Origin of the sequence: Duganella vulcania (assembly GCF_009857655.1) — a bacterium.
Classification (GTDB): domain Bacteria; phylum Pseudomonadota; class Gammaproteobacteria; order Burkholderiales; family Burkholderiaceae_D; genus Rugamonas; species Rugamonas vulcania.
On sequence record NZ_WWCX01000001.1, the window covers coordinates 422075 to 444593 of the forward strand.

General features: G+C 55.5%; 19 protein-coding genes. 2 read left to right on the forward strand and 17 right to left on the reverse strand.

The window, feature by feature from the left end; genetic code table 11:
- From GTP90_RS02490 to GTP90_RS02500, 3 genes are read right to left on the reverse strand one after another with little or no spacing between them, the layout of a single operon-like run.
- Window positions 1-543 (reverse strand): FlhC family transcriptional regulator, encoded by a 543-nt coding sequence (locus GTP90_RS02490; protein ID WP_161081984.1) that lies wholly within the window; start codon window positions 541-543, stop codon window positions 1-3.
- On the reverse strand, window positions 540-1118 hold the full coding sequence (locus tag GTP90_RS02495) for a hypothetical protein (protein ID WP_161081985.1): 579 nt from the start codon (window positions 1116-1118) through the stop codon (window positions 540-542). Before GTP90_RS02495 ends, GTP90_RS02490 begins: the two co-directional genes overlap by 4 nt.
- Window positions 1111-2463, reverse strand: coding sequence for a DnaB-like helicase N-terminal domain-containing protein (locus GTP90_RS02500; protein ID WP_161081986.1), 1353 nt, complete (start codon window positions 2461-2463; stop codon window positions 1111-1113). The genes GTP90_RS02495 and GTP90_RS02500 overlap by 8 nt, the downstream gene beginning before the upstream one ends.
- Before the next feature lie 591 nt (window positions 2464-3054).
- Between GTP90_RS02500 and GTP90_RS02505 the strand changes: the two genes are divergently transcribed.
- Window positions 3055-4155: a recombination directionality factor gene (locus GTP90_RS02505; RefSeq protein ID WP_161081987.1), complete on the forward strand. Its 1101-nt coding sequence runs from the start codon at window positions 3055-3057 to the stop codon at window positions 4153-4155.
- A 109-nt stretch (window positions 4156-4264) separates the two neighbouring features.
- On the opposite strand, the gene GTP90_RS02510 is transcribed toward GTP90_RS02505, so the two are convergent.
- The 14 genes from GTP90_RS02510 to GTP90_RS02575 form a co-directional block, all read right to left on the reverse strand.
- Window positions 4265-5809: a hypothetical protein gene (locus GTP90_RS02510; RefSeq protein WP_161081988.1), complete on the reverse strand. Its 1545-nt coding sequence runs from the start codon at window positions 5807-5809 to the stop codon at window positions 4265-4267.
- Between the two features lie 21 nt (window positions 5810-5830).
- The gene (locus GTP90_RS02515) at window positions 5831-6274 is read right to left on the reverse strand and encodes a hypothetical protein (RefSeq protein WP_161081989.1); all 444 of its coding nucleotides are present in this window, start codon (window positions 6272-6274) and stop codon (window positions 5831-5833) included.
- Window positions 6275-6487: 213 nt separating this feature from the next.
- On the reverse strand, window positions 6488-8491 hold the full coding sequence (locus tag GTP90_RS02520) for a vWA domain-containing protein (protein ID WP_161081990.1): 2004 nt from the start codon (window positions 8489-8491) through the stop codon (window positions 6488-6490).
- 76 nt (window positions 8492-8567) lie between these two features.
- Window positions 8568-9686, reverse strand: a complete 1119-nt coding sequence (locus GTP90_RS02525; protein ID WP_161081991.1) for a DUF3150 domain-containing protein — start codon at window positions 9684-9686, stop codon at window positions 8568-8570.
- 305 nt (window positions 9687-9991) lie between these two features.
- Window positions 9992-11089 (reverse strand): ribonucleotide-diphosphate reductase subunit beta, encoded by a 1098-nt coding sequence (locus GTP90_RS02530; protein ID WP_161081992.1) that lies wholly within the window; start codon window positions 11087-11089, stop codon window positions 9992-9994.
- Window positions 11090-11156: 67 nt separating this feature from the next.
- Window positions 11157-13973 carry a ribonucleoside-diphosphate reductase subunit alpha gene (locus GTP90_RS02535; protein WP_161081993.1) on the reverse strand — a complete coding sequence of 939 codons (2817 nt, stop codon included), beginning with the start codon at window positions 13971-13973 and terminating at the stop codon, window positions 11157-11159.
- A 659-nt stretch (window positions 13974-14632) separates the two neighbouring features.
- Window positions 14633-14959: a KTSC domain-containing protein gene (locus GTP90_RS02540; RefSeq protein WP_161081994.1), complete on the reverse strand. Its 327-nt coding sequence runs from the start codon at window positions 14957-14959 to the stop codon at window positions 14633-14635.
- Window positions 14960-14967: 8 nt separating this feature from the next.
- Window positions 14968-15216: a hypothetical protein gene (locus tag GTP90_RS02545; RefSeq protein ID WP_161081995.1), complete on the reverse strand. Its 249-nt coding sequence runs from the start codon at window positions 15214-15216 to the stop codon at window positions 14968-14970.
- A 125-nt stretch (window positions 15217-15341) separates the two neighbouring features.
- Entirely contained in the window at window positions 15342-16922 is a 1581-nt protein-coding gene (locus GTP90_RS02550; RefSeq protein WP_161081996.1) for a hypothetical protein, read from the reverse strand.
- Window positions 16923-17134: 212 nt separating this feature from the next.
- On the reverse strand, window positions 17135-17848 hold the full coding sequence (locus GTP90_RS02555) for a hypothetical protein (RefSeq protein WP_161081997.1): 714 nt from the start codon (window positions 17846-17848) through the stop codon (window positions 17135-17137).
- A gap of 51 nt (window positions 17849-17899) precedes the next feature.
- Window positions 17900-19135, reverse strand: coding sequence for an AAA family ATPase (locus GTP90_RS02560; protein ID WP_161081998.1), 1236 nt, complete (start codon window positions 19133-19135; stop codon window positions 17900-17902).
- Between the two features lie 83 nt (window positions 19136-19218).
- Complete coding sequence (locus GTP90_RS02565; RefSeq protein ID WP_161081999.1) at window positions 19219-20139, reverse strand: hypothetical protein; 921 nt, start codon at window positions 20137-20139, stop codon at window positions 19219-19221.
- A 7-nt stretch (window positions 20140-20146) separates the two neighbouring features.
- Entirely contained in the window at window positions 20147-20602 is a 456-nt protein-coding gene (locus GTP90_RS02570) for a hypothetical protein (RefSeq protein ID WP_161082000.1), read from the reverse strand.
- Window positions 20603-20880: 278 nt separating this feature from the next.
- Window positions 20881-21063 carry a hypothetical protein gene (locus GTP90_RS02575; protein WP_161082001.1) on the reverse strand — a complete coding sequence of 61 codons (183 nt, stop codon included), beginning with the start codon at window positions 21061-21063 and terminating at the stop codon, window positions 20881-20883.
- A gap of 672 nt (window positions 21064-21735) precedes the next feature.
- Between GTP90_RS02575 and GTP90_RS02580 the strand changes: the two genes are divergently transcribed.
- Window positions 21736-22518 carry an AcaB family transcriptional regulator gene (locus GTP90_RS02580; RefSeq protein ID WP_161082002.1) on the forward strand — a complete coding sequence of 261 codons (783 nt, stop codon included), beginning with the start codon at window positions 21736-21738 and terminating at the stop codon, window positions 22516-22518.
- Window position 22519 lies beyond the last annotated feature (1 nt).

Sequence of the window (22519 nt, forward strand, 5' to 3'; positions counted from 1 at the left end):
CTACGCGACCACCGATTGCCGCGACTCCCCCGGACCTACTTCCTGGCGACGTTTTACCATTCGGCAGCATGGGCAGGTCGCGCTGCCGAGCGCCAATTCAAACGGCTCAAGGAAATAGGCCGTATTACATTCGTCGCAGCAGTCCTTGACCACATCCGGCTGGCGCAAAAGAGCAAACAAACTGTACGCCTCATTCACATCGAACAACTTGGGCGACGACTTGAACTGCTCACGATAGGAACGATAGGCCTGCAACACGACTTGGGAATCGGGCAACCCGAGTTCTTGAAGTGCCTCGAATATGTTGTACAGATAATTGGAGTGAAAGTGCTGGTGAATGGTACGCACAAATCTGGTAAAGCTGTCCGGGTGCTGACCAGGTTGCGCGCTTCTACCGTTAACATGAACGTAGAGTTTGGTCGCAAGTACGGGCTTGAGGCGAGTCAGTGCAACTATCACGCGCGACTTGGCGCCGACCTCGGCCAGCGCGAATGCATCGCGCAACACCTCAGCATCCAAATCTACACCGATGAGTTCCTTCATATCCCAGCCGCCTTCTCGTTCTTTTTAAACATGACAGGCAACACGGCCGCAAAGTCAGGGCTGGTGCTACCTATCCGCTTCCAAAGCAAAACGCTGTCGCGCCCAGTCACGGAGAATACGCTCCCGCTATGGGCACCAAAGACCTCCAACAGACGCCGCATCGAGGTGTTTGTGATGACCTTGGCATCTTCTTTCGTCAAGCGGAAAACCGCGCACCCAAGCCCAGAATCGTGCAGCAAAATATCGCGCATCAATGTCAACCCACTGACATTGAGCTCACGCATTTTCGGTAACTTCTCTGCCGACATCAGCCCGCCGGCGCCAATGGTTTCCGCCACGGTCCTTTGCCCTCCAACTACGTCCGCAACCGCACCATGAGGTACCCGAAACTCTATCACGCCCGGTGGCGCCGGCGCCAGCAACGCCCGTCGATGATCCGGCGAAAGCGACGCGATCTCTTGCGCGACAAGCTCGTCGATCCCAAACAAAGACCTCGCATCCCGCACTTCGTCACAGCAGCAACCCAGGACCGCCCTGAATATCGCCTCGTGGAGAAACTTGAAATCTTCAAACATGAACACCTCCTAACGCCGGCGAGACGCTATCTGCGACAGACTTGAAGCGGTGACTGCCGCTGTCGAAGGACAAGCACATCGACTCGAAATTCACAAACGGAGCACGACTCGCCGTGAAGGTACAAGCACCAGGTTCAACCTGCCCCAAACAGGCAACCATATGGCCCTCAAACAGCCGATAGTGCGAGGCGACCGATAGCGGGGACAATGGCTCCGCAACGGCGTTCCCATCAACCAGGCAAACCGTTACGATCCCGAAATCGCGCGACCATGCCGCCAGTTGGGCTACAAAATCTGGCTCCGTCATCAGCTGCAGCGCGCAACGATCAATGATTACCAACCGCGGGCAACCATGCACCGCACAATGGTTCAGGAACAATCGCTTGAGTCCGGCCAAGGTCTGATCCACAAGACCAAGGATATGGAGCTGAGCCGACTCGAGTCGCCCACGTGCTGCACCCAACAGATCGTCGTCGTCGGCCAGCAAATCACCTAGCCGAATCCTATCGAGCGGGACACCCGAAGCACGCGCGAGCGTGATGGCAGCCAAATAAGCAGGTGGCAGAGACGGCGTAACGAACAGCGTAGGGACGGGATTTTCAGAACGCAGGCCAGCGGACTCGCCAATGAACAGTCCAAACGAAGACAGCAACGCCAGCTCTGAACCCGCGACGCAAACGAGCGAACCGGCGGGAAGCCGGTCAAACGCACCGTCAACGGCCGCAACTCCGGTACAAATCAGGGGATCATCACCAGCCACAACTGGCCGTACAAGACCGGCATGGCGTGCGAGCTCACCTACTGATGACTGCAACAGAGCAGCGCCAGGCCTGCGCAAATTCTCCCCATACAATCGCACGCCCACAGTCATGGCAGCAGCGCATTTCTGCCGCCAGTCGCCAGCAGCATCGCGCACCGCAATCAGGTCCTCGATCACAGACGACAACTGCCGTTCACCAGCCTGCTCCAACAATTGGCTGACATAAAGGCGGACGTGGCCGGCCGCAGGACACAAAGCAGACAGCACACCCAGGTAGGCCGGACCTCCAATGCCAACCAAATCCCCAGAAGCCTCTAAACGTAAAGCCACCGACACAGCGTCAACTTCGCAGCCAGCTTCGTGCAAACCCATCATGGCGCCGAAGATCTTTTGATGAGCGACCTCGACGAAGTCCGATACCCGAAGCCGCTCGAGTTCACGCAAAGCTGAAGGATGCAAGAATACCGCGCCCAACACCGCACGCTCGACCACGCAACTGGAGTTCAACCTCCCAGCTATAGTGCCGCGCAGACCAGACAAATTTGCAGGAAGCTCAGCAAACCCAGTATCTTTTTCAGCCATCATATCTTTGTCATTAAACAATGCCCACGAAATACGATCGAATAGAATTCTCAACAATCCACATTAAACCGCAGGTGCCGCGTGCAACTCGCTGTGTTTCCCACTGGCAAAAATAATCACCACAGCATTTCGCCAAGAATGCCGTGATGAGTTTTTGAATAGCTGTTTACACAAGGCAATTCGTGTTATAAACAATGATAGGTTATTTTTTTATAGAAATTACAACGATGTTAACGACCTACGAAGCCAAAACTTAGACCTGGCGAGCCACACCTCTGAGAGTTGCTGCCGTTTCGCACGGCATAGTGTATCAATTCAACAACCAAAAGTAAGATAGGAATCGACGTTCCGCGTGATCAACAATAGCCGCATCACGTATTCGTTTCCCTCAACAAACATTTATCTCATATCGCGGAACATCGAGGCGACCTTACGCTTGCCTCAGTAGCCTCATCTGATAGAGGTACGCTATGCGAATGTGCAATTGGATAACTGCGCTCAACTGGAAACAAACGCCGCGCCGAACCAATTCACCACATCTTGAATTAGCAAAGCAATGTCGTACGCTTTCCGAAAAATTCAAAGGAGCGCGACATGCTACGAGGACTCGCAATTACCACCCCGACGATTGGTCGTATCGCCATTGGTGGCGTCAAACCGGACACCAACGGGCAATTGACCCCCTACATGGATGACCACTTCCAAATCACCAAACTGAGCCAGCACGAGGGTAAATGGGAGCCGCATCCGCTGCATGCAGCCTGTTTGAACCTCCAGCACCAACGCTTTTGGACGGCCAAAGAGCGTGTCTTAGCCGAACGTGCGGCATCACACGAAGAACAGGAGAGCGAAAAGTCGAAGATCTTCGCCGACCAGAAACTCCGCGAGATTCCAGTCCGATTGCTGTACGACGACCCCGTTCTCTCCATGGACGCCAACTACACAGCGTTTGACCGCAACGGGCGACCAATATGCGTTGGCGATGGGGTGAACTACACGCGCGCGACTGGATGTACGAAAGAGAACGGGCATTGCCCAGGTCCAATGTACTGCAAGTTTGCCGCAGAGAATCGATGCCAGCCGCTTGGACGGCTTCAAGTACAGGTTGACGGCCAGGCGGACGAACTAGGCGTCTTTCTCCAGCGAACCAGCGGATGGAATACCATCCGTACGCTCCTGGCGCGCATCCACAGCCTCCATGCACTGACGAGCGGACAAATAGCCGGCATACCGCTGTCACTGAAGATTGCTGCAAAGTCGACGACCCAGTCATCCATGGAACCTATTACCTACCTCGACCTCCGGATACGGGACGGTTTAAGCCTGGTAGACGCAATACGCGATGCCCAGAGCCACCGCAGGGAATGGGACGATGCAGGAATCGATCGCACGGCATTTGAGGCTGCCGCCAGGGCGGGACTGGCCAATGGCGCCTTTTCAGACACAGCTGAAGATGGCGCCTTGATCGTGCAAGAGTTCTATCCAGACCGACTGGACGCAACGCAGCCACACCCAAGGAGTGATGCAACAAAAGCAACGCAACCGGGGAAGAATGGATACAGCCTGCCGGTTATCGAATTATCTGGCCAACCGGCCGGCGTCGTCGACCTGCTGCATAAACTTGACCACGACGACAACCAGGAGGAGAACGCCACCGGCATACAGGCACCGAACCATGGCCTAATAGCGGCGTGACCGCGTCAAGGGTGCAGTGACGCAACTGCAGTAACTCGCAGTTCTAACCGGGACATAGCCAGTCAAATCTGAACGGGAAGGAGTAGCCACACAGTGCGCAAACGGCACTTCACGCGCGCTGGCCACACTCCGGCTGCGCGCCCAACCAAGGTGAGCCCGGGCGCTGAGGTTTGCCGCCGCCAACGCGCATACGCCAGCGAGTGTGCCCGCCCCCCCCATCGGGCACAAGCGCCAGCTCGACGCTTTTCACCTCAAGACTGAGAGCCTCATTCTTGAACAACGACGGCATGGCCACAAAATCAGCGACACACGACTGCTGACCGGGATCCTCTGCTTCCACAACATTTAGTACCACACCACACGAGTCATCAACGTCGCGCTTTGCAGCGTGCACCAACCGGCCACACACAGAAGCATCCGGTCCAATGAAATTTGACGTGCGTCCACTATTTGCCTCAGCCAGGAACTGGCCGGAAATTCCCGCTACCACAAGATGATGCAGGGCGCCAAAATGCCGCCGCACTGAGCGCACCAGCTCAATAGGGTCAACCATATCGACCTGCCCCAACCTGGCGAAGAATATCGCTCCCGGCCGCGTACGCTTAAATGCGGCCAAACGTTCTTCACCAATTGCCAGACGAGACGCCGCATCAAGGCCGATATTGGCACCGGCCCTGAACAACGAATCGATCAGTGCAATAAAAACCGGAGGACTAAAGCACACCGCAGGCGCCACCAAGACGCCCTTTCCAATCAGGGTTGGCGCGTCATCAGAAAACTCAACGACCTCAGGACGAGCCACTTTCAGCTGGTACATGGACAGCAACCGACGTGGCAAATCATCATCGCTCACGACAAAGTGCCAATCGGTCCCTCTGTGATAAAGATCAATGGCCGGGAAGCCCCACTTCGCCAATTTCTTTTCGACCAACTCCCGTGGCAGGCGCAATTGGCGAATCGAACTATCCTTTGCCATGTTTCTCAACTCGCGCCAAGCGTCGGTGCGCGACAAGGAACCTCCCCGATTGAGAAAAGCGTCGACGGCATGAACGGAGAGCCTCACGCTACCAACGCCGAACAGCTGGAACAACTCTGGAAGCGCTTGGTCGACAACAAGCGGGCGCTTATCCGCATCAGACAACGCAGATGCCCATGAAAACTCATTCTTCAAACTACCCCGCCCAACGGACACAACAGCATCTGAGAATCGGGTGTTCAGGAAAGTGGAGTATGGGACCAGATGACGCTTCTGCGACTGAAACAAGCTCAATTTGCGAATGGCACCATTCGAAACAACGATAGACAGGGCGTTGCCTGCGCGTTCCTCGCCAAGCACCAGGTCATATTCAAGCAGGTATTGGATAGCACTTAACTCCGCAACGACGATGTGGTCGGAAGGCACATCAGCGTCAATGACACACCGATAAGCGCCGCGCTTGGACCGACTTATCATCCAGTACACGTCGAACACGTTAGAAGAACCAAGCACCGGTTCAGCAAAAAAGGCCAGCGTATCCATATCAAATCCCGTTTGCCCACCATAAAACGAAAACAACAAAAAAGCGAAAAGCCGCAGCGGTATTATCCACTGCGGCTCGATCGTACACCAACTTTGCAGAACGTCGACATGTGACCGACCGCGCAGCATAGGCAAGCCGACTGCACGCAGCCATCGCTACACACACATACGAGCTGGCATCAGTGGAACCAACCCGCCGACAGCGTGGGCATCGTTCAAAAATGCCCACATGCCCTCATCCGACAAATCGACAACCTTGGCGCAATCCATGTCCAACGTCCGAAACCCCGCTTCAACGGCACGCACGAAGTAGACCTTCGCACCGGGGCCACGACCAAACCGGAAAAACCGTCCGGTGGAATCCGAATTGCGGCAGGCGGCCGACAGGCTACCCCGCAGATCTGACAAGGACGTCAGAAATAAATTGCGCGTGACAGTCTGCTGAGGTTCGAGATCAATTGCATCCAAAGCTGGATCGGCACGAACTACCAGCCCGTATTCAGAATACCGCTGATCCGAACCGCCAAAGCCACCGCAACCACCAACTGGTGCTTGAACCGCTACGACGACGGCTGAACTGCCAAAACGGTGTGGAATCATTTCAACTCTCCTAAATGTCAACAAAATTCGGGACGCCCCTTCATAAGCACTGATTACCAATGCGCATGAAGGGACGCCGACCGACATGCCAACACACGGCAAATCAACGTCCAGGAAACCACACCGAATGGCCGTAAAACCCAGCAGCAGCCGCTCAAACCCCATCGCAAAGAAGGATTACCGCGAACACTCGAGAGTGTCCGCGGCAGTCCATCAGGCGGCAAGCAAACGATCGCGCATCAAGCCAAATACCGCGCCGGCAAGTTCATCGATCGCATCGACGCGGACGAAAGCATCAAACAGATGACTGACATCCACACCAAGACCAACGCCAATTACTTCAACACCCAAGCGACGCAGGTCATGTACCGCATCTCGAACAGCACCTGGCTCATCAGGCTCCCCGTCAGTGGCCATGAAAATGATCTTTCGGGCAGCCCGAACCTTCATCAACTCCTGGCCAGCCCAGACCAACGCGATATGCGCGGGAGTACCGCCACTGGGCTTAACCCGGTTATAGCGAGTGACCACCTGTTTAGTAGGCTCACGCCAGCGTTTAAGGACGTCGATGGTTGACTGCTGGCGACCATCGACCCAATCGTCAGCTCCAGGAAAAGCAGCCACCGAATGCTGAATGCCCTTGATTGAGTCTAAGGCCATGGAAAGCGCCAAGAGCACATCCAGTGCAAAATCCAGCCGCGACCTGCCATTGCCCACCACCTTCTTCATCGAAACGCTACGGTCACCTAACGTCAAGACCGCAGTATCGATGTCAATCCCCCGGGACTTCACCTTAAACACACGGCTATCACCATAGGAGAGCCTGGACAGGCGTGCCACCGCAAGCTTGCGACCGGAGTCCTTGTATGACACCGTAGACCGAGTACGCGCTTGCAACAACGCGTTCAGACGCACCCGCAAAGCATTGACGGAACCGCTAACGCGGTCCATTTCAGCGATGCCGGAAACGCTCGGATCGTCCTGCACCACGGAGTCACTTGGCGTGTACCACAGTGAAGGATCAAACTCTCCCGTTGCCAGTTGCTCCTGCGCGATGCCGTTGACCATATCCTTCATTTGGTCACCGATACCTTTCATGGCCTCTTCCGAAGTCATCTGAAGCAAGTTCGCAATCACCGAGCGATAGTCCCCTACTTCGGAACCTGGGGCACCATCCGCTTGACTGGCCGCAGGTGAAGCCGCACCAACCTGATCATCGGCGCCACCAGAACCAGCGCCCGCGCCGGCGTTAGCTGAGCCATCGCCGCCTTGGCCCCTCGATCCATCGGCAAGATCGCCCATGGCACCGGCGCCCAGACCAACAGATGTCTCCTGTGAAGCCACACTCCCATCGGCACCATCGGAACCAGCAGTACCGTCGGAACCAGCAGCACCATCGGCGCCAGCAGAACCGTCGGCACCATCGGTACCACCAGCATCAGCGGAACCATCGGCACCATCGGTACCACCAGCATCAGCGGAGCCATCGGCACCATCGGTACCACCAGTATCAGAGGCACCATCAGCACCAGCGCTACCATCAGCCGGAGTTGGAGGGTCTTGCTCCTTGGCGTCCTCGAACATGCCGAGTATGCTTTTCGAGACCTCAAGAACGGCCCAGCTGTCGTCGCAGTTGGCGACCTCAAACATCAAGGCACGCAACTTGGCCAGCACGCCGGCAGGAAGAATTTTCGAAACCAAACGCTCAGCCTCGTCAGCGATTTGGCCATAGGCCTCCTCGCCGAGAACCGAATTGCGAAGCCGGTATTGGATGTAGCACTGAATCAACTGGGTGTGTGGCATCGAGACATCGGGCTGTGGTTCAAGGCCCTCCTCCACCATATACCCAGCCAGCTGATCCAAAATCGGCTTGGCACCAGGATGCACGACATGCTGCTTTTTGTCGGTATAGACATCCTCAAGCGCGTTGGTAAGCCATTGATGAAATGGCGTAGTCGTTTGCTTGAAAATCTCAAAGTCAGTCCAACGATGCGACAGCTCATGCAGGGCGTACCCCAAAAAAGCCGCTGCCTCGCGAGGTGACTTCATCTTGATGCCCGGCAGGTGAATCGTATCGCCATCGCTACTTGCGACTTCACCGCCAACCACCCAGCGACGATAACGGTCAGAAGCCGTAAGCATCGCCGCAAAGATGGGCATCGATTTCACAAAATCGTCGGGCCGAAAACTGCCAGAGTCGAATCCCAAAAGTTGCATGTTAATTCTCCATGGTAAGAGCGCGCCCCAATCCAGATGGATCTGGCTAGGGCGCAATTGAAGGAAGGACCGCCTCTTAGAAAATAAGCGGGATCGAGAAGCCGGCCGAACCGGAAGAGCCAGGCACAACCGCATCCATACCCGGCATCGAGAAGCCAGCCCGAACATCCGGGGCGACATCCACAGCAGGCAGGTCGAACAACAAACCTGGCTGACGCGAAGCGGGCAAAATGCCAACCGATTGGGCAGCGACTTCAGCCTTCTTCGGCTGGAAGCCGAGGAACGGTGCAACCCAGGCGTCAGCTTCGTTGCACGACTTGCCGCCACGAAGCATTTCGCCGACCTGCTTGGTCATGTCCGCATTACGCAACATCATGAGCAGCATCTGCAGAGAACTCAGATCCCGCCCTTCGAACGGCCCCTCAGGAGGCAACGCGCCGAGAACGTGGTTGATGTACGACACCACGGGTTCAGCGCGATCGTCAATGAAAGCCAGGTCGACGAAGTTATCGCGCAACTCGCAAATCGGTTTAAGGCACGAGGCCCTAACCGACATACGCGCCGACTTAACTTCGCCCTTCCCGGCCGGCGCCTCACTCATGAACGACTGTTCCCAGATCTCAGTTGCCCGCGCCGAATTCTTCCTGAACAACTCGTCAGCGAGACCCTCGATCTGGGTTTCGATCTTTGCATTCAGAGGAGAATCCTGATCGTCCAAAATGCCGATCGGGAATGGCAGGTAATTGAACTTGATACGCTCGCCGATATTGCCGACGTTCGAGAGGGCCTTAGTCAGGGCCTCCTTATGCTGAGGATGCTGTTCAGCCCAAGCCTTTGCACGGGTAAAGAAGGAGTCGGTGAAAGACTTCTTCTCCAGGTTGGCCTCTGCAATGCACTCATCGAGTACCTTGCACAGCTGCAGCGCAGTTGGCCGACTCATCGCACGACCACCCATGAACTTCAGGCCGGGTTGCGAATACGCACGCCACATCCGCTGCTTGATGGTACGGAACTTGGTCAGATCCTTTGGATCGATCAACTTCGCACCCTCAATTTCAACCAGCGCGTTGGCGGACAGCTCTGCAACGTTGATTCCAAATTCAGCGAGATCAACTTTGCGAGCCGGCTCCGGGATATCGATATCCAGGAAAATGCCAACCAAATTTTGCGAAGCTACTTTAACGAGATCTTTCATGATGCGTCCTTTCTAGCCATGAGGGCATAAGAATGAGGGGACGCACCTGCCCCAAGAGGGACAAGGCACATCCCTCTCAGGGTTTGAATAAAAACGAAAAAAACTTGAAGTAAAGGTGTGACACCTAACGAAATGCTGCATCACTGCCAGCTTGTACGTATGCGCATAGGCACACCCACAAATTCTTTCGAATCAATCTGACTATGATTCGAAAACCCTCGTGGGTAGCCGGATGAGGAACGACTGGTATGGCCTAGGCCATACCAGTCTTCCGGTCAACGACGTACAGCTCCTAAGACCGAGCCTCATTCCCAGCTGAGCGAACCGCCGGTCTGATACTCCGTGACGCGAGTCTCGAAGAAATTGCGTTCCTTCTTCAAATCGATCATCTCGGCCATCCAAGGGAAGGGATTACCTTCCTCCGGATACAGTGCCTCGAGTCCGATCTGACGAGCACGTCGGTTTGCAATGAAGCGCAGGTAGACTTTAAACATCGCAGAGTTCAAGCCCAGCACCCCGCGAGGCATGGTGTCCTCAGCGTAACGTACCTCCAGTTCAACGGCCCTGAAAAACAAGCCGCGGATCTCGGCAACAAAGCTGTCGGTCCACAGGTGCGGATTTTCCAGCTTGATCGTGTTGATGAGGTCGATGCCAAAATTACAGTGCATCGATTCGTCACGGAGGATGTACTGATACTGCTCCGCGGCGCCGGTCATCTTGTTCTGGCGGCCCAGTGCAAGGATCTGCGTGAAGCCGACATAAAAGAATAACCCTTCCATCAAGCAGGCGAAGACAATCAGCGACTTCAGCAGCGTCTGGTCATTGGCCACCGTACCGGTCCGAAACTCTGGATCGGTCAGATTGTCGATGAACGGGATCAGAAACGCATCCTTGTCACGGATGGAGTCGACCTCGTTATACGCGTTGAAAATCTCTTGCTCGTCCAAGCCCAACGATTCCACGATGTACTGATACGCGTGGGTGTGAATAGCCTCTTCAAACGCTTGGCGTAGCAGATACTGGCGGCACTCAGGCGCCGTGATATGCCGGTAGGTGCCAAGAACGATGTTGTTGGCAGCCAGCGAATCGGCAGTCACGAAGAAGCCCAAATTACGCTTGACGAGACGTCTTTCGTCGTCCGTCAAACCTGTCGGGTCACGCCAAAGTTCAATATCACGTTGCATATTGACCTCTTGCGGCATCCAGTGATTCGCGCAGGCAGCCAGATACTTGTCCCACGCCCACTGGTACTTGAACGGCACCAGCTGATTGACATCAGTGGAGCCATTAATGACACGCTTATCGGCCAGTTGAACCCGACCACGTGAGTTGCTATGCGCGGTGGCGCCAACAACCACGTCGACCGTGTCCGCAGGTTGAGCTGCTTCATCAAAGTTAAGCATAGATCCCTCCGAGTTTAGAAAACACGGCTCACAGAACGTGAGCCGTGCAAGGGTTGAAAAACTCCCCCTACTGGCATGCCTCGCAATCCGTAAAGCCAGGATCGCCCGGACGTAGGAAGCACGCGGCACCATTACCTGATGCTCCTGGAGCGCCCTGCGTCGTCACTGAAGAACTGTTGACGGCGTTGAGGGCACCAGGCGCAGAGGTCGACTTCTCAGCACTCGAGGCAGCCAGGGTACGCAGGTAGTACGTGGTTTTCAGACCGCGCAACCATGCCAACTTGTACACCTCGTCGAGCTTCTTGCCGGAAGCACCAGCCAGGTAAATGTTCAACGACTGGGCCTGGTCAATCCACTTCTGCCGGCGAGCGGCAGCTTCGATCAACCACGTGGCACCAACCTCAAACGACGTGGCGTAGATTGCCTTAATGCGCTCGGGAACACGCTCAATCTTGGCCACGCTACCGTCGAAGTACTTCAGGTCAGCAACCATCACGTCGTCCCAGACGCCCGCAGCACGCAGATCCTTCACCAAGTAGCGGTTGCACTCGATGAATTCACCAGCCATGTTGGACTTGACATACAACTGCTGGTAGGACGGCTCGATGGAGGGCGACACGCCAACAATGTTGGAAATCGTCGCAGTCGGCGCGATAGCGCAGCAATTGGAATTGCGCATGCCGAAAGCCGCAATCCGGCCACGCAGAAACTCCCAATCACAATTCGCATGGCTGGCAGTGTCAACTTCCACAAACTGGGGACCGCGCTCGCATTTAAGCAGGTTGATCGTATCGAGCGGCAGTATGCCGTTCGACCACGAAGACCCTACAAACGATGCATAGGCGCCGCGCTCCTCGGCCAACTCAGTCGAAGCGAGATAGGCGTAGTAGCAGACCACTTCGCTCGACACATCAGCCAGTTGCACAGCTTCGTGCGATGCGTATGGGATGCCCAGTTCATGCAGCATGTCCTGGAAGCCCATCACACCGAGACCCACCGGGCGATGCCGCAGGTTGGCGTCACGGGCCTGATCCACTGTGTAGTAGTTCAGGTCAATGACGTTGTCCAGCATTCTCATTGCTACGCGTACCGTGCGTTGCAGCTTTACACGATCAATCGCGCCGTTGACGATGTGCGCCACCAGGTTAACCGAACCCAGGTTGCACACGGCCGTCTCCGACTTATTCGTGTTTAGCGTAATCTCCGTACAGAGATTAGAGCTGTGAACGACGCCAACGTGGCGTTGAGGAGACCGAATATTGCATGGATCCTTGAACGTGATCCAAGGATGGCCGGTCTCAAACAACATGGTCAACATCTTGCGCCACAACTCCAACGCGGGCACCTGCTTGAACTGGCGCAAATCACCTGCCAAGGCCTTCGCTTCATAGGCCTCGTACGCGCGCTCAAACTGAGCGCCATACAGGTCATGCAGCTCGGGCACTTCGGACGGCGAGAACAACGTCCACATGCCCTGGCTGGACACACGCTTCATGAACAGGTCGGGAATCCAGTTGGCCGTGTTCATGTCGTGCGTGCGGCGGCGGTCATCGCCCACGTTCTTGCGCAGATCGAGGAACTCCTCAATGTCCAAGTGCCACGTTTCCAGATACGCGCAAACTGCCCCCTTGCGCTTGCCGCCCTGATTGACTGCGACGGCCGTATCATTTGCCACCTTGAGGAACGGGACGATGCCTTGCGACTTGCCGTTGGTACCCTTGATGTGGGCGCCCAGAGCACGGACGGGAGTCCAGTCATTGCCAAGGCCGCCGGCAAACTTCGCCAGCAGAGCATTTTGCTTGATGCTGTCGTAGATTCCTTCCAGGTCATCAGAAATGGTCGTCAAAAAGCACGACGACAACTGAGGGCGGAGGGTCGCGGCGTTAAATAGCGTCGGCGTCGAGCACATGAAGTCGAACTTGGACAACACTTCATAGAACTCGATGGCCTTGCCGGTGGGATCTGCCTCGTTAAAGGCAAGACCCATGGCGACGCGCATGAACAACCACTGTGGCAACTCGAAGCGCTTGCCATCGATGTGCAGCAAGTAGCGGTCATACAAGGTCTGCAGTCCAAGGTAGCCGAACTGAAGATCACGCTCTGCGCGCAAAGCCGACGCGAGCGCAGCCAAGTCAAAGCCATGCACACGTGGATCGAGCATACAGGCGCTCACACCGCGGTCGAGATACGCAACGAACTGCGCAGCGTATTCGGTACCGGCGTCATGCTGCGAGACCGACTTGCCGAAGACCTCAGAGCGAGCGGTATTGAGCAACAGGCGCGCGGTGGCAAAGTCGTAGATGGGGTCCTTCTCCATCAGCGTCCTGGCTTCGAGCAAAATCGCCTTATCCAGTTCCTGGCGCGACATGCCCTGGAACAACAACTGCATGGTGCGGTCGACGATCGGTCGATGATCAAATCCAGGAAGGCCGTCACCAGCTTCCAGAATCAGACCTTCGATCTCGCTGCGACGAACCGGATTGCCGTCAGCCAGCGTAACCGCGTCTGGCCCGGCCCCAGCTACACCTGCTGGTGCGCGCTGATCCGTATGCATGGCACGGTACAGAACGTACGCCCGGGCCACCTTGTGATCACCGACACGCATCAGGGTCATCTCCACCAGGTCCTGAATGGTCTCGATGTGCACAGAGGACGCCGGCTGCTCAACCACCAACTGCACGACTGCCTCGGTGACTCGGTCCACCGAATCACGCTCGTGCTGCGACAGAGAGCTTTTGCCAGGCACCCAAGGGATGCCATGCTCGTCCTTGAGATACGCGCTCGCTACAGCCGCGCGCACCTTTTCGCGATCGAACGGTACAACAGCACCGTTACGTTTCACTACCAGGCTTTGATTGACAAAGTGCTTAGCTTCGTTATGCATGATGTTCTCCTTTAAAAAAAGAATCCCCCGTCATGGGTGCCAACCTCAATCCCCAAAGCGGGGATTCAGACTGAAACCCGCAAAGGGAGTGGATTGCCCCAGGCAGCGGATGCTGTTGGAGAGCGACATACTGTCAAGATGCTGGTGAAGGCAGGCGCATAGGCCTGCAATCTGGGCTACTACCAGCGGAGAAATGCCCAAACAAACCACGCTTTTCGGTGATACGCGATCACTGAAAAACAAGGTCAGCTGGGTGAGTATCACTCGAGGGAGTGAACACGAAGGGAAGTCCTGCAAGACAGCAGAACGTAGTGTGGAATGCGCTTGTCGCCACGCTAGCGGCCAAAAGAACTGGCGTGAATCAATGGTGCCTATTTGCCGGGCAGAAGTCAAGCGCGCAAACGCGATTTCAACACCACCTATCACGACGTTCGAACCCGACCAGATCAGCCAGTGGTAGCACTAGAGGAAAGCGCTACGCAAGCGTCTGCCCGCCCCCGAGGCGCATCACCGCGACGCCAGGAATCGGATGCGCAGTCGAGATCTGAGGTCCACCGTGTATGCACCAAAGAAAATGCCCCGTGAACTTAGCCCACACGCACGATGGCGCAAGACTAAATCACGGGGCACCACAACAATAGGCCAACTGGGACGGAATTTTATTGACCAAAGTCCATCACTGGAAGACCGTCTGACAGGGTTAAGAACACAGAAGCGCGTGCACTCACCACTGCATCTGAGCACATCAACTGATCGACTTCCAGAGCACTCAGAGGCCGGCCAACAAAGGCTGGTCGGAATGCAGCGTGAAAATGCGAGCCAATCGATGCCGCCGACACCAGATCATGGTAGACCTGTTCAGACACGCCCACATACAAGTAGGCACTGCCAGAACGGAACACCAAGATCAGATTGCCGGCCGAGGCGTCATAAGCAGCGGAGCGCAATACCTGCGAATTGAAATACCGAAAATTTGAATAGGGCATACAGCACCTCAGTTCACAATCCTTGTAAAAAGCTTGCCAGCCTTGGCTGCAACATCGAGCTCGGTGTTAACGACCACCCCTTCGATACTGAGCGCACCACCATCACAGGAGACATCAAAAACACTTCCACCAAGATCCAAGAAGAAGAACTGGCGAACCGGCATCCCACGTGACGATTGAGCTTCCATACACAGCTTGACCGCATCATCGGCTGACTCCACGAGCAATATTGGTACGTTGAGGTGCTTAACTTGCATTGACTTCCTTTCTGCGCGAGGCAAGGAAATTGGCCCAGTCATCGAAAAACGATGCGAAGGCCAAGGGGTTGAAAAAAAACGTGCAAGCTCCCGTAATTGGAAGCCCGCACTTGAGATGTCGCAATCTAGCCGCGACGCACAATGTAGGTGTTTTTACGACCTACTTTTCCGGTGAACGTTATCGAGACGCTGTCACCAATGTCGACGTTTGCAGCCCCGATCGCACGCTCCAGATCGATGCCCCACTTCCGCACGACTTGGCCAGAAGCAGTCCTAACATCGGCGAAATAGCAGTCCCGAACCTTTGGGCCTTCCGTGACGTCGTTCAACGTCCGCTTATCGAGCCCATACTGTTCGAGCTTGCCCACAACCACGTCTTCCTTGGTGGTGGACACGTTCGACACAGCAGATACGCTAGCGGCAGCCGATTGCGCCGGTGCTGTAGCCATCGAAGCCGCGCTGACCGTCACAGGGACGGACACCGCGATTTCCTTCTGCACCTCAGGTTGAATATCCAAAGTAGTAGAAGGCCTTTTAACCATAGAACCTGCAACAGCAGCTTGAACTAACACCGGTTTCGTCTCATCCAACGACGAAACCAGCGACAACACCTGCGAGGAAACGGTGAACAGAATGCCGGTAAGCGCATCCAGATCGAACTTTTCCATCGCAACTGCTTTCAAGGGCATGACCTCACCGCCAAGCTTTTGCTTCAACTTGACGGTACTGACATGGACCTCGGGCTCAACGACATGGGTATAGACGTTCAACTTCAAGCGAACGCCGGGGCAAACGTCCTTCCAAAGAACCCGGACGGGCACTTCGTCAGCGTCGCGTGCGACCTCAGTCACCCTATCTGCAGCCGGTGATGCATTGGCGTTTGGGCAGGCAACATGAAACCCCAAAGTGGCCAATATGTCGGTAGCCTGTTTCATCACGTCCAAGCAGATGCCAGACAGTACCGTCAAATCAAACACCGGGAAGTCGACGGCAGCCAAGCGCATAGAATTGCCGCCCAGCTTCTCAATCAACAACGCGTCGCAAGTCCACAGCTCCGGGACGATATGGCGTGGGAATTTCAGCAGCTTGACTTGCACACCACTGCAGAGATCCTTCACCACAACACGCTCCGGTGCTCCGTCGAACAACTCTGGTGCACCAGGTGCATCTTGCTGCTCTGGGGCCACTACAGACTCAATTTGGTAGTCGAGCGAAGCGAGCAGACCCAACACGTGTTCAGTGACACGAAGCACAATGCCGTTGAACAGAGCCAAATCAAAGTCGCTGCCAATCGAATACCCACGAAGCTGCATCGTTTCACCACCGAGTTTTGTAATCAACGCGACTGGCTTTACGTGCAACGTAGGCACGACATCGAACTGGCTAATCGCAAACACCACCTGCACGCCAGGACAGATATCCTTTACAACCGACCGTGCTGGCTTCGGCGTAATGTCCAATGCAGGCACTGGTGAAGCAAGCGCCATAGCCTGTAACTGCGCGCGTTGTTTGCTATTGCGATACCACAAAAACGCACGCCGCATAAAGATCAAAGGCGATACGGCTACATAAAACATCCACCGGATCGCTTTAAACAACGTGATGGACGGCTTTCCCGTGTCGGCTCTACCGTGGATTTCGCCACAGAGAAACGCACCAGCCAGGGACAAACTAATCAATAAATGCACGTTATTGCCATTCCCCATGACAGCCTCCTTGAAAAGTAGTTCTTGCAATTGAATAGTCTTGTGAACACAAGTCGCGAAATGCTGGGTGCTGAACCAATAGGTTCACGGTGTCCCAGCTACCGATTTGTGCTCGCCACATAGGACGAACAGCAAAAAGCGGCTGTCAAATGGCGGCCAGGCGCTGCCATTTGAAAGCCGCCTAAGGGGGCGACCTCCAGGACAAGACACACCTAGAACATCGGTATGCCACCATCCGCTTCTTCAAGAAGCTTGCGTAGACTAGGCTGCAAACCTAGCTCGATGCGCATCGCATCGACTTCTGCCGACGTGCATCCCAGGCTGCGGATATGGTCTGCGTCACAGTCGAGGATTCCGGAAGGAACCACGTTGCCATCGATATCCGACACGGTGCAAATACCCACCATTGGGCAAACGGCAAGAACAAGCGCCGTGCAAACTAACCCATGGCCAACACGTAGAACTCCTTGGCACTTACCCAGGGAGTCGCCGCTGATTGTCAGGCCTAGAAACCGCACATAGCCCTCACCGACCTCGCAAACTGCGTGAGGCTCGATAAACGACTTGGCGAGCAATGGCCAGCCACTGACCAGACTGTCAACGCTAAAGAACAGGTTGGCCGGCGTATTAGCGATAGGGTCAGGCGACTCATGAGCTTGAATCCAGCAAGGATCGATATCGCCGATGCGCAGACCAACGCGCGCACCGTCGGTCTCGAACAGCCCGACAGGGACGAAACCGGCAGCTTGCTTGTCCTCGATCAATTTGGGAATCTCTCGTGCATTGACAAAGGACTTCACGTAGCGATTCTCCGTACCCCTTGCCAACACAAACAGCGCGTCGGCGGAAGGAACAGTGATGCTCCATTCATTTCGTAGACGACCATCTGCAAACAGTCGCTGGAACACCATTACATGATTTGGCATATGCCCTCCTTAAAAAGAACTCCTCGGTGGGGGCACCGAGGAGTTTTGCACTTAGGTGCCGGTGGCAGCTGCAGCGACAGAAGGCTTGGTCAAACTGGCCCAAGCACCGACCTCGGCAGTGACCAGATTGGCAATAGCATGCTGCGTAGGCCTGGTGCACTTGTTCGTCAATGCCAATCCAAGAGCAAACTGGATCGGATCTTCGCCTTTGCTCGCAATGTTCTTGAACAACAGAATTTTGCGAGCCCAACGACGCAAGGCGCGTGTCGACATGGTCACTTCCAGAGCACTGCTTGCGGCATTCTCCCCCATGTACTGAGCACGAATCTGAGTCGCCACCTTTACCAGGCGCGGCGCCAGTTCCGGAAGAATGTTGGCGAGCGGACCGAGATCCATCTGCACCAACGACACTTCCGCTGCAGAGTCCATGTAGTCCACCGGGATCGATTCAAGCCGATCCAGGAACGCCAGATTCTGCTGCTGCGTGCCGACATAGGAACCACCGGTCTGATCACCCATGCCGGAGGTATTGGACGTCACCATGATGCGCGCGTCAGGATGGAACTCGATGAACTCATTCGTGGCAGTCAGGTAGAAACCCCTGCCTTCCATAATGTCGTTCAAGCCGGCCAAAACAGCAGGGCTGGCATAGTCCATCTCGTTAAGCTGAACCCACCAGCCGGCACGAACAGCCAGGGTCACAGGGCCATCCTTCCATACCATGCCACCGGACTCGTTGACCACGTAGTGGCCAAGCAGATGATCCATGTCGGTGTCCTGATTGCAGGTGTAGCTCAGCACAGGGATATTGAGAAGTTCCGCCACACGGCGCGCGAAACTCGTCTTCCCTGAACCCGTTGGGCCGAAAAAGTGCAAGCATGAATCCATACTTCCACCTAACAGCCAGGCAATCATTACCCGCAACAGATCCGGACGAAGAACATAGTCCGAACCTTCGCGAGGAACAAAGGCATTGGGTTCGGCGTAGCCCTTCAGCGGCAAGGGAAAGCCATTGATGCCCAGCACACTTGCATCGAACTCCTTCGGCTGCTTGGCGTGCATCTTGATGAACTCATCGCGGCGCTGCGCGGCCGACTTGGAGTCGACAGCACGCACCGCAGCCTGCGGAAGCGCAACTGCACTTTCCAGGAGCTGCGACTTATGTACGGCCTCGTCAAACTTCGACAGGATGTCCTCGGGTACCACCTTGCCCGAATTGATCGCGTTCATCAGATGAAACAGTGCAGTCTTGGTAACACCGAGCTGCTTGATAAGATTTTCGTGCATGACAATTTCCTTCCCTTGAGATTCAAGATTGAAATTGCGGAGACACGACCCCGACAGCGGGAGACATGTCCCCGCAAGGGGTTTTAAAGAACTTCGGGCTTCACTTCGTCTCGATCGGACCGTCCACTTTCTCGACGAACCAGGCACGATGTAAAGCACGCGGGGACAATGTCCTTATGCGTACGATCCAAGGTTTCCAGTTCGAGCAAGGGGTAAGACGAATCAGTGAGATCAAGCGAATATTTCACAGGAACTGTACGTTCAGTGAACTTCCCATTTTTGAAGTAATGCTTGTACGACTTGGCGAACGTGAAAATGATCTCATCGTCTGAAGGAACACATTCACGCATGTGCTGCACCAACTTTGCACGGATAGCATGCGCATCCATGTTCAGATCAGCGCAGACGTTCTCGAACGAGTAGTCGCTCATCGCGTCATCCTCGTTATTGCCAAACATCCAGACCAGAACGTCAGCCTTTTCGTCAGCATTTTTGGAACGAGCCAGAGCCTGCAGCGATTCGGCAATAAGTTCATGCTTCATCACCAGCTCTTCAGCGTCGGTCCAGAAAACAACCTCATCCTTCACCAAGGGTTCAGGATTGCGACGTCCACGACCCGGCTTGGCACGTGGCTGAGGATGCAGCACCGCGCGGGGCTGGTGCATCTCCGGCGCCTCGAGGTTCACGAAGGAGACCTGAGTCTGAGCATGGAAGCCGCCCAAACGAAGGTCAACGTCAATGTCGTCGATTTGCAGATCCAACGGAGCGAAATCTGCATCGAAGTGAAACTCGAACTCCAGTGTGAAGTCGTCGCGCGAACGGAACTTTGGCTGAGACTCGACAGCCAAAGCACGTGTTTGCAGACGAAACTCACGGGCAGCGGCACGAACGAACTTGTTGCGTTCCCACTCAACGAGGATAGGATCATCCATGCCAGGCAGGAACGGTGCAGGTTGATAGTCAGGTGGCGTAAAGCCTTTGGGGATGCGAACGGTATTCATCATTCGCACCTCAAGCAGCTCGAGCGATATCGGCTTCGCCCATAGAGGCTAAGCGTGCGCCGAAGTCGTTGGCCAAACCCTGATACTTCTCGACGACCTGATCAAACGACAGCTTGCCCGGGTACCGTGCAGCGAAGACAAAACTACCTGGCTTGCGCCCGGTCTCCTCTTTCAGAACCAGTACGTCACCACCGGTAGTAGCCCAGAAGTGCAGGCTTACTTTGGTACCGGGGATTTGAACCTTGCGGGTCTGGCTGAACGCGATAGAGCTCAGCTTTTTGGCGACCATCTCTTCCTTCAACATCACGGAAGCGCGCTTGATCGGATGAACATAGTCGTCCTCGCTGACGCCGGCGGCGGCAGCGAACGCGCAATGTAGTTCAAGCGCCCGGGTGTTAATCCAGGCTGGATCGTGACGTAGGCGGCCGCGATGTGGCCGCTGCCGAAATTGAATAGTACTGCTCATGGTGCACCTCCAAGTAAGAATCGGCGGGCGCACGGATCCCTTTTGGAGGGGGATCTGAAACGGACCCCGCCAGGGATTGTTGGACATATCGCGATATGCTGTTTTGGGTGCTATCCGCGAGGACAGCGACTTTGGTAGGAAGTCAGCAAACCACACCAGGGAAAAACTTTCATTGCACTGCACCCGGTGGGCACACTGCAATACGAGCTCTGGGTATTCACCGGATCAAGTGGGCCGAACAAGGCCCGCAACGCGAATGCGTGGCGAGCCTATCGGGCTTACTTGTCCAGGGAGTCCAGCAGCTGCATGCGAGCTTCGATAGCGGCCTGAACGGCGCCGATAGCGGTAGCTTTATCAGACTGGGCCTTTGGATCGAGATCACCACGCATCGCTGCGACGCCAAAGACGCCGAGCGCGGTAGCCAACAGGATCTGGGCCAGATAGTAGTAACGTTTGTGCATTGTGCATCCTCCTAAGGTTAGAAACAGCTTTCGCTGCGAGTGTCACGGCAGGCCAGACACAGCAAGAGATGAGCTGTGATCTGGGGCATGAAACCCAGATCGGAGACACGACGCTACCCATGAGGGAGGCAAAGTGTCTCCCAAGTGGGTATCGATATGCGCATGAAGGAAGCCGTTCCCTTCACACACCTTCTTCGAGCTAATCAGATTAGCTCGCACGTCCGCGATGGACGGCTGTGCAAAGCACAAAGAAACCAGATTTTCCGCTATGGAGAAAACTCCACAACGGGAAATAGGCTTCGGCCGACGCAGCTACGAATCGACTCAAATGGTCAAGTCGTACGCGAATGAATTGGAAAAGCGCACGGATGCCGGCGCGGGAGCGTAAGAGCTCGGAGGGAAATTTGTGACATGCAACATGCTTGTGACGCCTAGCTTGCGGTCCCGAAAGACGTACAGAGACGTTGCCATGCTAACGCTGCACTTCGGCGCTGTCAACGCTCCCTTGAACCGCCCGCTGTCGGACAAGGTCGCCTGCCACCGAAAAGTTTGTAAAGTGCCCAAAACGGACCACATTGCGGAAATTTCCGTTGACACGCACATGGCAATATGTCCGTGTGGTGACAATCCGTCCCAACTTGGGGACCAACAATAAACTGCAAGGAGCATCTCGTGGAAATGAGAACCGACGGCGTAATCGCCAACCCCGCAATTCAGGACGCGAAAGCCGCGTGGATGGACAAGTTCACCGGTGCGGTGCTGGAAAAGCAGGTCCAGTTCGGCAGCCCAGTGGTTCAAAACCTGTTCAAACGGACGTTCTACATCACGGCGCGCAACTGCCACTTCATCTCGGTGTTTGGCCGCGTACTGCTCGGAGAAGAGCAGGCTAAACAAGCCGAAGACCACCTGAACGAACGTATGCAAAAGTCCAAGGACTTCCTGGAAGCAGTAATCAAAGCAGCCAACCTCGAGATCGAAGACGCGAACTTGGGCAACTTCTACTGGAAGGCACCGTCCGAAGGCGGCGTCAAACTGACCTCCCGGACCTCGACCCGCCATCTCGAACTGCTGATCCTGGCCGACACCTACATTTCCAAGGTCCATACGCTGTGGATTGGCGACCTGATGGACGACCAGACCCGGGCGCGCACAGAGCGCGAGGTGAAAAAGCAGATGCGCGCGATCGCCTCCACTGCACGCGAACTGTTCATGGGCCTGCGCAAACGCCTGAACGCCAAGGGTCAAGTACCGGCTCTGGTCGACTCCGAAGACGACCAGCAACACGATGACGAAGCCGGCGGCGAAGCAGCTGGCGAAGCAGCTGGCGAATATGGTGCGCAGCCGGCCGGCGACCTGGCGGTGGCGGCAGCCAAACCCCGGGCCCGCAAGCCGGCGGCGCCAAAAGAAGCAACGGTGGATGAACAGACGACAGGCGTCGTAGCTGAGACGGTATAAG